Source organism: Kosakonia sp. BYX6, assembly GCF_038449125.1.
In the GTDB taxonomy this organism is placed as follows: domain Bacteria; phylum Pseudomonadota; class Gammaproteobacteria; order Enterobacterales; family Enterobacteriaceae; genus Kosakonia; species Kosakonia calanthes.
The window spans coordinates 2,760,330-2,772,596 of record NZ_CP151800.1; the positions used below are offsets into that span (position 1 = coordinate 2,760,330).

Genomic DNA, 12,267 nt, shown 5'->3' on the forward strand with positions numbered 1-12,267 from the left:
AAAACGCGGCTATTTCGCGCCTAGCCTGAAAATTAATGTGGCACAGTGAAGACATACCAACCATGACGCCGCATTAAGAGACCGGGGCAGGAACACGCAGCATGATCGACCTCAATGACTTAAAAGTATTTCTTCAAGATCCGGACATGAACCAAATAATCGATAAAGTCTGGGACGATTTGGGAGAAACCTTTATCCAGACGCAGGCCATTTTACCGCCTGAAAAAGCGATGCCGCGCCGCGAAATCTCCTTTCATGACCATGTGAAACTGTTGGGCTACCTGTGCTGGTTAGTGAATAACGCCAATGCGGCGGGCGATATTATTGAAATTGGTGTCTGGAAAGGAAAATCCAGCGCCTTTATGAATAACATTTGCGAGCGCAAACGTCGCATTATCAGCATCGATCCGATGGAGCTGGCGAACCAGCAACTGGAACTTGAGTTTTATCACCAACATATTTTCCCGGAAGTGACGCTGGTGCGTGGTTATTCCGAGCGCAGCATTGAGCGCGTCATGGCGCTTGAGCCGAAAACCATTCTGCTGCATATCGATGGCGGCCACCTGAAACAGCATGTTCTGGCAGACTTCCTGCTTTATTCACCGACCGTGGTCAGCGGTGGGTTTATCGTATTTGATGACTATCGAGACTTTACCTACTCTCCGGAAGTCGGTCCCGCAGTCGATCTGCTGCGTGCAGGCGGCTTCTTTAACGGGTTCGATGTCATTGGTAGCGTTCCGGGCTTTGAAAACAGCTACCTTTTGCAAAAAAGATAACAGTACACACAAAAACGTTGTTTGTAGTGCTTGTATTTTTTCGCCGCCCAATCGGGCGGCTTTTTTATGTTCATCCTCTGCTGTGTGGATTATTCTTAATGTTCAATAATGCATCGGGAGAGAACATGTCTGAAATTGCCAGCCGCAATATCCACCAGCATCTGTTAACCCTGCTTGAACAACAAGACGCGCATTTTCGCGTGGTGGAACATGAGCCCATCGGCAAATGTGAAGAAGTGAGTGAAATTCGCGGCACCGCGCTCGGCCAGGGTGCGAAAGCGCTGGTTTGTAAGATCAAAGGAAACGGCGTGAAAAAGCATGTGCTGGCGATCCTCGCCGCCGATTTACAAGCCGATCTCACCCGCTTAGCCCAGCACTTTGGCGGGCTGAAAGCCTCGCTGGCAAGCCCGGCGGAAGTGGAAAACCTAACCGCCTGCGTCTTCGGCGCGATCCCGCCTTTTAGCTTCCATCCAGAATTGCAACTGGTTGCCGACCCGGTGCTGTTTCAGCGTTTTGACGATATCGCCTTTAACGCCGGGCTGCTGGAGAAATCCGTCATCATGAACACCCGCGACTATTTGCGGATTGCGCAGCCTGAATTCGTTGATTTCCGCCGTTTATAACCGGCCCTGATTAGTTGAGAATGCGGTTTTTAACCAGATGAAAAGCTTCATTCTCATTATCTTTGCGCCAGATAAAATACATGCGATTGGCTAAGCGTTGTGCGGTCATCAGCGGCAGATAAACCACATTGTCGAATTTAAAGGTCGCGGCGCTTTGCGGCACAATGGCCGCGCCCAAACCGACATTGACCAGCGAAAGAATATTCACCGTGTTGGATTCATACTGCACGTAATTCGGCTTGGCGCCGGCGACATCAAACGCATGGGTCAGCAAATCGAAAAATGGTTTCCAGGAGATGGAATACATAATCACCGGTTGATTATCGAAATCTTCCAGCGTTAATGCCTCACGGTTTGCCAGCGCATGCTGGCGCGGCACCGCCGCCACAAAGGTTTCATCAATGCACAACGCGCTTTCCAGCGCGTTATTCTCGGGAATAATCCGCACGATCCCCAAATCAATTTGATGATTAATTACCGCTTCCACTTGCTGAAACGTGTTGGTTTGTTGCAGGGAAATATTAATAAATGGAAACTCATCGCGCAGCCGCACCAATATTTCCGGTAAATATTGATAGAAGGCGTTCGGCACAAAACCGATCGCCACAGAACCCACTTCCCCGCTGGCGACACGGCGGGTGTATTGCTCGATTTGGTGAATATGCTTCATCAAATCCGACGCTTCCTGATAAAACGCTTTGCCCGCGGTGGTCAATGTCACGCTGCGTTTATCCCGATTAAGCAACGTAATATTTAAATGCTGCTCCAGCAGTTGTATTTGCCGCGTTAATGGCGGCTGACTCATATTTAATGACTGCGCAGCGCGGCGAAAACTTAACTCTGTCGCCACGGCGATAAAACATCTCACCTGATTAATATTCAACATCGGCAATGGGCGCTTAATAATGTGATGAACTCCCCAGACTGTGCATAAACTTTTTCCAGCTGGCAAAAAGGTATCAGTATTTATGTGATAGATATCATAAAAATTCGCTGCTTTACGCAGGTTTTGAATTGGGTACAAAATCACTTAAAAATCATTAATTATCAACAAATTAATTAACTTTCATTTTACTGGAAACTTTCCATTCTGTGGGCTAGCGTTAACTCTGTAAAAAAAGCGCACCGCGCCTGATACCTTTTAGGTATCAGGCAATACTCTCTCTAAAATGGACGCCCGATAAGAACAAACTCATTCTACATGTCATCCGTTGCGTCATGTTATTCAGCCCCAAAAAGTGAATAACGTTTATTTCCAGGAGAGAGAGAATGCCGATTATTGAACGTGTAGAAGTGATTGACTTTAAATACGATGTGAAAGACATGGGATCTTCATTTACCCATGCGCATAACCATGTGGGTTATGTTGAAGGTTCAACGCTTTCCCTATCCAAATACGCCATCGTTGTGGAGTGTGACGACGGTTCGCGCGGCGAATATATCGCGCTGTGGGGCGGTACCCGCCCGGCACTGGCGCAAACATTGATGCTGGCAAGCGATCTGCCAGGCCGCGATTCCGATCAGCGCGAAGCGTTCTACACCGAGTGGAACCGCCGCTTGTGTCATATGGATCACATGGGGCAAGGCCCGGTGGACATCGTGCTGTGGGATCTGGCCGGGAAACAGGCGGGCAAATCCATCTCAAAAATGATTGGTCAGTACCGCAATAAATTGCCGACTTATGCCAGCACCTACCACGGCGATGACGGCATGCTCAACAGCAATGAAGCCTTCGTGGACTTTGCGAAGCACTGTTACGACATGGGCTATCGCGCGTTTAAACATCACGGCTGGTTCGACGGCGATGCGCGCAAAGAAGCGTCACTGGTACTGGCACTCGGCGATGCGCTGAGCGACAAGATGAAACTGATGTACGACGCCGCCTCCGATCTGAAAACCTTTGCCGACGCGCTGTATGTCGGCCGCGCCTGCGATGACGCCAACTTCTTCTGGTACGAAGATCCCTATCGCGATAACTCGCTTTCCGCCTTCTCGCACAAAAAACTGCGCTCGATGATCAAAACGCCGCTGCTCATCACCGAGCATGTGCGTGCGCTGGAAGCGAAGTGCGACTTTATTATGGCGGGCGGCACCGACTTTGTGCGTGTCGATCCGGAATATGACATGGGCATCACTGGCGCGCTGAAAACCGCGCACATGGCGGAAGCCTTCGGGCTGGATGTGGAAATCCACGCGCCAGGCCCGGCACATCGCCAGTTGATGGCCAGCATCCGCAATACCAATTTCTACGAAATGGCGGAAGTCGGGCCGAAACTGAAAAACATCCTGCCGCCGTGCTACGCCTGTGGTTACCAGGATGAGCTGGACTCGATTGACGAAAACGGCTGCGTCACTGTGCCGGACGGCCCGGGCCTCGGCGTCACTTACGACTGGGATTGGCTGAATTACCACGCCACCAACCGTTTCGTGTTTGGCAAAAAATAAAACTCGACGGGCTACCCTACACAAACCCGATTCCGCCAACCGAGCAGACGGCTGGCGGTAAGGAAAAGAACATGCAAAACGCACTTTACGCCGGGGTGAACGCGGCGGCTGTCACCTCTTACAATGCCGATTTCACGCTCAATTACGATAAAACGATCGCCCATTGTCACTTTTTACTGAACAACGGCTGCGACAGCCTTGCAGTGCTCGGCACCACGTCCGAAACCCACTCGCTGAGCGCCGACGAGCGGGAAACACTGCTGGAGCAGTTGGTCAACAGCGGCATTTCTCCGGGAAAAATGTTGCCGGGCACCAGCGCCTGCGACCTGCCGACCACCATTCGTTTAACGCGCCACGCCGCAAAATTAGGCAGCCCCGGTGTTTTGCTGCTGCCGCCTTTTTACTACAAAGCGCCGTCGCAAGAGGGGTTGTTCGCCTTTTACAGCGCGGTTGCCGAGGCAGTCGGTGGTGACGTGAAACTCTATTTTTATCACTTCCCGCAGCAGAGCACGATTCCCATCACGCTGGATCTGATTGACCGCTTGAGAACGCGCCATCCTGGCGTTTTTCAGGGCATTAAAGACAGCAGCGGCAATTTCGCCAATACCGTGGCTTACATCGAGCGTTTTTCCACCGAGGGCTTCGAGGTTTACTCCGGCGCCGACGCCACCTTCGCGCAGGTGATGCAAGCCGGTGCGGCGGGTTGTATCACCGCGACCACCAACATCGCCTCGTCTTTGACGGCGTTTATCTATCGTAACTATGACAATGCCGACGGGCTGGCTGCGCAGGAGCAACTGAGCCGCCTGCGGCAAGTCGTGGGGATGGCAGACACCATTCCGGCAGTGAAAACCTTGCTGGCTTACAAAACGCAGGATGCAAGCTGGGAAACGATGCGCCCGCCGTTGTGCGCGCTTTCTTCAGATATCCGCTCGCGTCTGCTTGCGGCGTACGGTTCGGTTATCGGGCAATAAGCCATTTATTTCTGGAGTGTAAGCAATGAACACATCAGGCAAAAAAAGCAACGTGCGTTACGTGATGCTGGGGTTTATGGGCGCGGCGATGTTGGTCAATTTTATCGATCGCGCGACGCTCTCCGTCGCCGCCCCGGTGATGAGTAAAGAGTTGGGTTTTAGCGCCGCCGACATGGGCTGGGCGTTTTCCGCGTTTGGCTGGGCGTACATGCTGTGCCAAATTCCCGGCGGTATATTGCTGGATAAGTTTGGCTCCCGGTTAGTCTACGGTCTGGCGATGATCGTCTGGTCGGTGTTTACCTTTTTGCAGGGCGCGGTGTACCTCTTCCCTTCGGCGTTTGTGATGTTATTCGTTTTCCGTTTTTTGATGGGCATGGCGGAATCCCCTGCGACACCGGCCAGTAGCCGCCTGTCGGTGCAGTGGTTTCCCAATAACGAACGCGGTTTCGCCACCTCGATTTACCAGACTGCGCCTTACGTCGCGCTGGGCGTGTTTACACCGATCCTGTCGTATGTGATCACGCTGTTTAGCTGGCATTACGTCTTTTTCAGCGCCGGTCTGTTGGGCATTGTGTTTGGCCTGTTCTGGCTCGGCTTTGTGCGCGATCCGCTGAAACACAAATCGATCAACAACGAAGAACTGGCGTATATCCGTAACGGTGGCGGCATCCCGGAGCTGGGTTCGGCGACGCAGCAAAAACAGGCGATTAGCTGGCAGCAGGTCAAAAATATGTGCGCCAATCGCATGATGGTCGGCGTCTATATCGGCCAGTTTTGCCTAACCTCGATCACCTGGTTCTTTTTTACCTGGTTCCCGACTTACCTCTACCAGGACAAAGGCATGTCGATCATCAAAGTGGGGCTGGCCGCAGCGATCCCGGCTATCGCGGGGTTTGTGGGTGGGATTGTCGGCGGCATGTTGTCGGATTACCTGCTGCGTAAAGGCTACAGCCTGACCTTCTCGCGCAAGCTGCCGATTGTGCTGGGCATGTTGCTCTCTTGCTCCATCATCATTGCCAACTATACGCAATCCGCGCCGCTGGTGATTTTTGTGATGAGTCTGGCCTTCTTTGCCAAAGGCTTCAGCAACCTGGGCTGGTGCGTGTTAAGCGATACCTCGCCAAAAGAGGCGCTGGGGTTGGCGGGCGGTATTTTTAATACCTTCGGTAATGTCGCGGGCATCCTCACGCCGCTGGTGATCGGCTTTATTATTCAGGCCACCGGTTCCTTCGATTGGGCGATTATCTACATCGGTTCAATGGGGCTGATTGGCGTGATTTCTTACCTGTTTATCGTCGGCAAACTGGAACGTCTGACCCTCGACGCCGCGCCGGGCACGCCTGCGGTGGACGCCGTATTACATAAATCCTGAAGCAATGGGGACAGGTTCCCCATTCAGCCATACTGCTTTCGACGGTTGCAGTATGGCTTTTTTTCATGCCGTTTCTGGCAACTGCCTGAAATTCACCGCACAGATGAAAAAAGCCTGTTCCATCACGCATTTATGCGTAGAGTAAAAAGGTTTCATTTTTGGCAAGGAACCTCTGAATGTTCGATACCACGCTGTTTATTTTACTGGCGCTCGTCGCGCTGGGATTTGCCAGCCACAACACCACCGTGGCGATCTCGATCCTGGTGCTGATCATCGTGCGCATCACGCCGCTGAATACTTTCTTCCCGTGGATTGAAAAACAGGGGCTCACCATCGGCATTATCATTCTGACCATTGGCGTGATGGCGCCGATCGCCAGCGGATCGCTGCCGCCCTCAACATTGCTGCACTCGTTTGTGAACTGGAAATCGCTGCTCGCCATTGCAGTTGGGGTCTTTGTTTCGTGGCTGGGCGGTCGCGGGGTGACATTAATGAGCGCGCAACCGTCGCTGGTCGCCGGTTTGCTGGTGGGAACGGTGTTAGGTGTGGCCCTGTTCCGGGGCGTTCCGGTCGGGCCACTGATTGCCGCAGGGCTGGTGTCGCTCTTAATTGGCCGGCAGTGAGTAGCGCCGCTGCCAGCGCTTAACGCCAAATTCCAGCGCGCTGCACAGCAGGTAATACACAAGGCCGCAAAAGATAAATAACGCCGCCGGGTAAACCTGCACCCGGTTATTCACCTGCCCGGCCACGGTGGTCAGCTCCGGCACGTTAACGATAAACGCCAGCGAAGTGTCTTTCAAAAGCGCGATAAGTAGCCCGATGTAAGACGGCAATGCATTGCGTAACGCCTGCGGCAACAGCACCAGTTGCAGGATCTGCACACTGCCAAACCCGCTGCTCAGCGCGGCTTCATACTGCCCTTTCGGTAATGCGCCCAGCGCCGCCAGCGTCGAGTACATCACCGACGCCGAGGTAAACCATGCCAGCGCCAGCGTGACGGTCACCGCGCCGGGCAGATCCGCGCCCGTCAGCCAGGGAAGCAGAAACCACAGCCAGAAGATGACGAAAATCAGCGGAATGCCGCGAATCAGCTCCGCCCACAGAAACAGCACCTTGCGCGGCCAGCCGCGAAAACGCCAGGCGCAACAGGCCAGCAACGCGCCGCCAGGAAACGCCAACACCGCCGCGCCGAGCGTCATCAACAGCGATAACAACACACCGCCAGGTTCGCCCTGCGCCGCCCGCCCCCACAGCAAATAGTCGAGGTTATCGGTAATGACGGTGATATTAGCGATCACGTTGCACCTCCGTCGCGCGGCGCTGCGCCTGCCAGTTGCGCGGCAGATTGAACAGCACGCTCATCACCAGCCCGAGCAGCAGATAGAGCGCGCTGCCGATAGCGAAAGCTTCCAGCGCATGGGCGTTAAAACTTTCGATCTGCCGGGTTTGGTACGTCAATTCCCCCAGTCCAATGCCGGTCGCCAGCGACGAGAGTTTCATCAAATTGAGATACTGGCCGACTACCGGTTGCCACGCGTTTTGTAACCCTTGCGGCAACAGCACCCAGCGAAACAGCGCCAGTGGGCTAAAGCCCTGCGACTGCGCCGCTTCAACCTGGCCGCGCGGCACGGCGTGTAAACCCGCCTGAATCTCTTCGACGAGGAAAGCAGCGGTAAACAGCCCCAGCGCCCAGGCCGACGAGAGAAATTCCGGCGTGAACCACCAGACATCGCCCGGCAGAATGCTAAAAGCATGGTCGTCATTCACATACTGACGAAAGCCCTGCGGCAGCAAATTCCAGGCGGCGAAATACCAGAACAGCAATTGCACCAGCAGCGGCGTATTGCGAAACAGCGACACCCACACGGCGACAACGCCCCTGCCCGCTTTGCCGCCCGCCAGGCGCAGCGCCAGCAACAACACCGTCAGCACCGTTGCCAGCAGCGTGCCCGCAACGGTGACCCAAATGGTGGTGAGAAATCCGGACACTATCCATTGCGCGGGCTGCCCGGTGAGCACACCCGCCCAGTCGAGATGCAGCACCATTACAACTCCTTGTTATCCGCGTGCAGCGGGTTAAGCACTTTTTGCAGAAAGCGCTGTGCTCGCGGGTGCTGCGGCGCGGTGAAAAATTGCGCCGGGTCGGCTTGTTCGAGGATCTCGCCACCGTCGATAAAGACAACACGATCGGCGATTTCACGGGCGAACTGCATTTCGTGGGTGACAACAATCAGCGTAATGCCGCTGTGCGCCAGCGATTTCATCACTTGCAGCACTTCGCCAATCATTTCCGGGTCCAGCGCCGACGTTGGCTCATCAAACAGAATGATGTGTGGATCGGCCGCCAGCGTGCGGGCAATCGCTACCCGTTGCTGTTGCCCGCCGGAAAGCTGGGAAGGATAGTGATGCGCTTTGTCCTGCAAGCCCACACGCGCCAGCAGCGTAAGGCCGATTTTTTGTGCTTCGGCGGCGGATTTGCCATGAATGCGCCGCAGCGCGAGGGTGATATTGTCCAGCGCGTTAAGGTGCGCATAGAGGTTGAATTGCTGAAAGACGAAGCCGACGTGGCGGCGTAATGCGCGCAGCGCCCGCCCTTTTCGCTGGCTGGTCGGCTGGCCATCAACGAAAATTTCCCCGCCGCTGAGGGTTTCAAGCTGGTTTATCAGGCGGATAAGTGTGGATTTGCCGGAACCGGACGGCCCGCACACCGCCAGCACTTCCCCGGCGGCAACCTGCAAATCGATAGCGTTAAGCACCACGTTGTCGCCATAACGTTTACTCGCCTGGCGAAACTCTACCGTGCCTTTTTGCACGGGCAACGCCTCCGTGGCATCAGCCACAGAGGCGGAAAACAGACCTGCCAACATCGTTATTTCGCTTCTATGGTAAAGCTGCGCGGAGCCGGTGTTTTGGTTTGCGGGCCAAACCAGGTGTCGTAGATTTTTGCCGCGTCGCCATTTTTCTCAAGCGCCACCAGCTCGTCGTTCACCGCGTTCAGCAAGGCGGTTTCACCTTTGCTCACGCCCACGCCAATCTCCTCTTTCGACAGCAGATCCGGCAGGATTTTGAACTTCGCTTTGTCCGGCGCTTCCGCCAGCAAACCGGCAAGAATGGTGCTGTCCTGGGTGATGGCTTGCACGTTACCGTTACGCAGCGCGGTCAATGCCAGCGGGATATCGTCATACGCCAGCACGCGGGATTGCGGGAAACGTTGATGCAATGCTTGTTCGCCGGTGGTGCCTTTCACCGCGCCGATACGCGCTTTGCTGTAAGCGTCCAACTTGTCTGGGGCGCTGGCCGGAACAAGGAACTGCTGGCCGGTGACAAAGTAAGGTGTCGAGAAATCAATGACCTGCGCACGTTCCGGGGTGATGGTGATATCGGCGACAATCAGATCGACTTTGCCGGATTGCAGCAGCGGAATACGGTTCGCCGGGTTGGTGGCGACCAGCTCCAGCTTCACGCCGAGGCTTTTGGCCAGCGCTTTCGCAAAATCAACGTCATACCCAACGATATCGTGCGATTTCGGATCAATGGCGCCAAACGGCGGGTTGGCATCAAAAGTCGCGACTTTGACCACGCCTGCGGCTTTGATATCGGCCAGTTTGTCGGCGTGAGCAGAGAAAGAGAGCGCTGAAAGCAGCGCCAGTGCGCTGAGCGCAGTGATTTTTGGGGTGTGTAATGAGGTTGCCATGCTTTTCCTTATGCCCTGTTATTGTGTTCAATTGAGGGCTAAATTCACACACCGCCTTTCGGCAGACAAATATCAAAAAGTGCATTGAATATCTGAAAAAGTTATTAAAAACAAAGACCCCATACTAATCACTTATCTTCCTGCCTTACCCAGAACAATCCCGGTTAATCCACAAAAAAGAAAAGGGATTGAGAGCAGAAAATATTACCTGTCGCCAAGTGCCGCCAAATAGCGCCCCGGCGTTTGCCCAAGCCCCTTTTTAAACATGGTGATAAACGCCGTGGTCGAGTCGTAACCGAGCGTCTGGGCGATGCGTTGTACGGATTTCCCGCCAATCAACAGCCGCAGCGCGAGGATCAGCTGCATCTGGTGTCGCCAGCGGCGAAAGCTTAAACCTGTCTCTTTCACCACCAGCCGCGCCAGGTTGCGCTCGCTCATGGCAAACACCTGTGCCCACTGCGCCAGCGTCTGCCTTTGTGCCGGGCAGGTTTCCATACTGTCGACCATCTGGCGAATTTTCGGGTGTGCAGAAACCGGCAGTTGTAACTGCATTTGCGGTTGATCCGGCAGTTCATCAAACAGCACCTGCACCAGCCGCTGCGTAGCCGGCTGACGCCGCTGTGCCGGCGTGCGCGACGCCAGGCTCATGATCAATTCGCGCACCAGCGGGGAGATCTTCAGCGTACAGCAATATTCCGGCATCACCACCGCCCACTCTTCGAGAAACAAAAAGTAGAGGTGCGCGTTTGGCGTGGCGCGGTTGCTGTGTGGCACAAAGCCCGGCAACCACATGGCGTGATGCGGCGGCACCATCCAGCGCGCATTTTCCACTTCGCAGGTGATCGCCCCTTTCAGCGCCAGAATAAGTTGCCCTTTGCGGTGATGATGCTCAGGAATCAATTGCTCGCTCGCCTCCACCGTGATGCTAAACGCCACCGCCGCTTCTTGTTGGCCATCGGGATCGTAGCCATTCAACCCAAGTCCGTGCATTAATTTGTCCGAATTCAGCGATAAAATGTCATTTTAACTTGATACATCCACGTCGCAAAAACGGTATCGTAGTGCCCTGTTTTCAATGATGAGAATACGATGACCACTTGCTCTTCTTCTCGCGGCAAACAAGGGATACTGCTGATTGCCGGGATCCTGATGATTGCGACGACGCTACGCGTCACCTTTACCGGTGCCGCCCCTCTGCTTGATGCGATTCGCGCGCAATACGGTTTAACCACCGCGCAAACCGGCATGCTCACCACGCTGCCGCTGCTGGCTTTCGCGTTGATTTCCCCTTTAGCGGCTGGCGTTGCCCGCCGTATTGGCATGGAACGCAGCCTGTTTGCGGCGCTGGTGCTTATCTGCTTAGGCATCGCTATTCGTTCCCTGCCTTCACCGGTATTGCTGTTTATGGGCACGGCGGTGATTGGCTGCGGGATAGCCCTGGGTAATGTGCTGCTGCCGGGGATGCTGAAACGCGATTTTCCCGGCCATGTGGCAAAACTGACCGGTGCCTATTCCCTGACGATGGGCGCTTCGGCGGCGCTGGGATCGGCCGCGGTCGTGCCGATTGCGCAAAGCGGTGCCGGCTGGCAAGGCGCATTACTGGCGCTGATGGTTTTCCCGCTGCTGGCGTTAGTGCTGTGGCTACCGCGGTTGCGCCATGGTGCGCCGGCGCCGCTCAGCAACGCCGGTGCATTGCATAGCCGGGTGATTTGGCGCTCCGCGCTCGCCTGGCAAGTGACGCTGTTTCTCGGCATCAACTCGTTGATTTATTACATCGTGATCGGCTGGCTGCCGTCGATTTTGATTAGCCATGGCTTTAGCGAGGCGCAGGCGGGTTCTCTGCATGGCGCGTTACAACTGGCGACCGCCGCGCCCGGTTTGCTGGTACCGCTAGTGCTGCACCGGCTTAAGGATCAGCGCGGGATCGCAGCATTGGTGGCATTGATGTGCGCCGTCGGTTCGCTGGGCTTATGGTTAGCGTCGGAACATGCGGTGCTGTGGACGCTGATTTTTGGTTTTGGTTCCGGCGCGACGATGATCCTCGGTTTGACCTTTATCGGGCTGCGCGCCAGTTCCGCGCATCAGGCCGCTGCGCTCTCCGGTATGGCGCAATCGGTGGGGTATTTATTGGCCGCCTGTGGACCGCCGCTGATGGGTAAAATCCACGACGCCAGCGGGAGTTGGCATATTCCGCTGTTAGCCTGCGGGGTGTTGTCGGTGGTGATGGCGGTGTTCGGCGCGTATGCCGGGCGCGACAGAGAGATGGTCGCGAAGTAGTATTTTGCCCGGTGGCGCTTCGCTTACTGGGCCTACAAATCCCAATGCATTTGGTAGCGCGTAGACCTGATAAGGCGAAGCCGCCATCAGGCGTTAACAAGGGCGC

General features: G+C 55.1%; 13 protein-coding genes. 7 read left to right on the forward strand and 6 right to left on the reverse strand.

Annotated elements, in window-relative coordinates:
- The first annotated feature begins 146 nt into the window (after positions 1-146).
- Both AAEY27_RS12940 and AAEY27_RS12945 read left to right on the forward strand, forming a co-directional pair.
- On the forward strand, positions 147-776 hold the full coding sequence (locus AAEY27_RS12940) for a class I SAM-dependent methyltransferase (RefSeq protein ID WP_342320981.1): 630 nt from the start codon (positions 147-149) through the stop codon (positions 774-776).
- A gap of 125 nt (positions 777-901) precedes the next feature.
- Positions 902-1,399 (forward strand): YbaK/prolyl-tRNA synthetase associated domain-containing protein, encoded by a 498-nt coding sequence (locus AAEY27_RS12945; RefSeq protein WP_342320982.1) that lies wholly within the window; start codon positions 902-904, stop codon positions 1,397-1,399.
- A gap of 10 nt (positions 1,400-1,409) precedes the next feature.
- On the opposite strand, the gene AAEY27_RS12950 is transcribed toward AAEY27_RS12945, so the two are convergent.
- Entirely contained in the window at positions 1,410-2,285 is an 876-nt protein-coding gene (locus AAEY27_RS12950) for a LysR family transcriptional regulator (protein WP_342325571.1), read from the reverse strand.
- 383 nt (positions 2,286-2,668) lie between these two features.
- Here AAEY27_RS12950 and AAEY27_RS12955 point away from each other — a divergent pair, with 383 nt between their 5' ends.
- The 4 genes from AAEY27_RS12955 (at position 2,669) to AAEY27_RS12970 (ending at position 6,813) form a co-directional block, all read left to right on the forward strand.
- Positions 2,669-3,844, forward strand: a complete 1,176-nt coding sequence (locus tag AAEY27_RS12955; RefSeq protein ID WP_342320984.1) for an enolase C-terminal domain-like protein — start codon at positions 2,669-2,671, stop codon at positions 3,842-3,844.
- Between the two features lie 71 nt (positions 3,845-3,915).
- Positions 3,916-4,818 carry a dihydrodipicolinate synthase family protein gene (locus AAEY27_RS12960; RefSeq protein WP_342320985.1) on the forward strand — a complete coding sequence of 301 codons (903 nt, stop codon included), beginning with the start codon at positions 3,916-3,918 and terminating at the stop codon, positions 4,816-4,818.
- Positions 4,819-4,843: 25 nt separating this feature from the next.
- Entirely contained in the window at positions 4,844-6,190 is a 1,347-nt protein-coding gene (locus AAEY27_RS12965) for an MFS transporter (protein ID WP_342320987.1), read from the forward strand.
- A gap of 176 nt (positions 6,191-6,366) precedes the next feature.
- The gene (locus AAEY27_RS12970) at positions 6,367-6,813 is read left to right on the forward strand and encodes a DUF441 domain-containing protein (protein WP_342320988.1); all 447 of its coding nucleotides are present in this window, start codon (positions 6,367-6,369) and stop codon (positions 6,811-6,813) included.
- Here the strand turns inward: AAEY27_RS12970 and AAEY27_RS12975 are convergent.
- From AAEY27_RS12975 to AAEY27_RS12995, 5 genes are all read right to left on the reverse strand, one after another.
- A complete protein-coding gene (locus AAEY27_RS12975) occupies positions 6,796-7,488 on the reverse strand; it encodes an amino acid ABC transporter permease (protein ID WP_342320990.1) in 693 nt (230 codons plus the stop codon). The genes AAEY27_RS12970 and AAEY27_RS12975 overlap by 18 nt on opposite strands.
- Positions 7,478-8,236, reverse strand: coding sequence for an amino acid ABC transporter permease (locus AAEY27_RS12980; RefSeq protein WP_342320992.1), 759 nt, complete (start codon positions 8,234-8,236; stop codon positions 7,478-7,480). The genes AAEY27_RS12975 and AAEY27_RS12980 overlap by 11 nt, the downstream gene beginning before the upstream one ends.
- Complete coding sequence (locus AAEY27_RS12985) at positions 8,236-9,057, reverse strand: amino acid ABC transporter ATP-binding protein (RefSeq protein ID WP_342320993.1); 822 nt, start codon at positions 9,055-9,057, stop codon at positions 8,236-8,238. Before AAEY27_RS12985 ends, AAEY27_RS12980 begins: the two co-directional genes overlap by 1 nt.
- Before the next feature lie 2 nt (positions 9,058-9,059).
- Entirely contained in the window at positions 9,060-9,884 is an 825-nt protein-coding gene (locus AAEY27_RS12990) for an ABC transporter substrate-binding protein (RefSeq protein WP_342320994.1), read from the reverse strand.
- Positions 9,885-10,088: 204 nt separating this feature from the next.
- Positions 10,089-10,874, reverse strand: coding sequence for an AraC family transcriptional regulator (locus tag AAEY27_RS12995; RefSeq protein WP_342320996.1), 786 nt, complete (start codon positions 10,872-10,874; stop codon positions 10,089-10,091).
- A 99-nt stretch (positions 10,875-10,973) separates the two neighbouring features.
- Here AAEY27_RS12995 and AAEY27_RS13000 point away from each other — a divergent pair, with 99 nt between their 5' ends.
- Positions 10,974-12,161: a CynX/NimT family MFS transporter gene (locus tag AAEY27_RS13000; RefSeq protein WP_342320997.1), complete on the forward strand. Its 1,188-nt coding sequence runs from the start codon at positions 10,974-10,976 to the stop codon at positions 12,159-12,161.
- Positions 12,162-12,267: the final 106 nt, after the last annotated feature.

What these genes read in the sequence shown, in the direction of transcription:
- AAEY27_RS12950 (WP_342325571.1), bottom strand. Translation starts at nt 2,285, where the DNA reads ATGTTGAATATTAATCAGGTGAGATGTTTTATCGCCGTGGCGACAGAG.
- AAEY27_RS12955 (WP_342320984.1), top strand. Translation starts at nt 2,669, where the DNA reads ATGCCGATTATTGAACGTGTAGAAGTGATTGACTTTAAATACGATGTG.
- AAEY27_RS12945 (WP_342320982.1), top strand. Translation starts at nt 902, where the DNA reads ATGTCTGAAATTGCCAGCCGCAATATCCACCAGCATCTGTTAACCCTG.
- AAEY27_RS12980 (WP_342320992.1), bottom strand. Translation starts at nt 8,236, where the DNA reads ATGGTGCTGCATCTCGACTGGGCGGGTGTGCTCACCGGGCAGCCCGCG.
- AAEY27_RS12970 (WP_342320988.1), top strand. Translation starts at nt 6,367, where the DNA reads ATGTTCGATACCACGCTGTTTATTTTACTGGCGCTCGTCGCGCTGGGA.
- AAEY27_RS12990 (WP_342320994.1), bottom strand. Translation starts at nt 9,884, where the DNA reads ATGGCAACCTCATTACACACCCCAAAAATCACTGCGCTCAGCGCACTG.
- AAEY27_RS12940 (WP_342320981.1), top strand. Translation starts at nt 147, where the DNA reads ATGAACCAAATAATCGATAAAGTCTGGGACGATTTGGGAGAAACCTTT.
- AAEY27_RS12985 (WP_342320993.1), bottom strand. Translation starts at nt 9,057, where the DNA reads ATGTTGGCAGGTCTGTTTTCCGCCTCTGTGGCTGATGCCACGGAGGCG.
- AAEY27_RS13000 (WP_342320997.1), top strand. Translation starts at nt 10,974, where the DNA reads ATGACCACTTGCTCTTCTTCTCGCGGCAAACAAGGGATACTGCTGATT.
- AAEY27_RS12995 (WP_342320996.1), bottom strand. Translation starts at nt 10,874, where the DNA reads ATGCACGGACTTGGGTTGAATGGCTACGATCCCGATGGCCAACAAGAA.
- AAEY27_RS12960 (WP_342320985.1), top strand. Translation starts at nt 3,916, where the DNA reads ATGCAAAACGCACTTTACGCCGGGGTGAACGCGGCGGCTGTCACCTCT.
- AAEY27_RS12965 (WP_342320987.1), top strand. Translation starts at nt 4,844, where the DNA reads ATGAACACATCAGGCAAAAAAAGCAACGTGCGTTACGTGATGCTGGGG.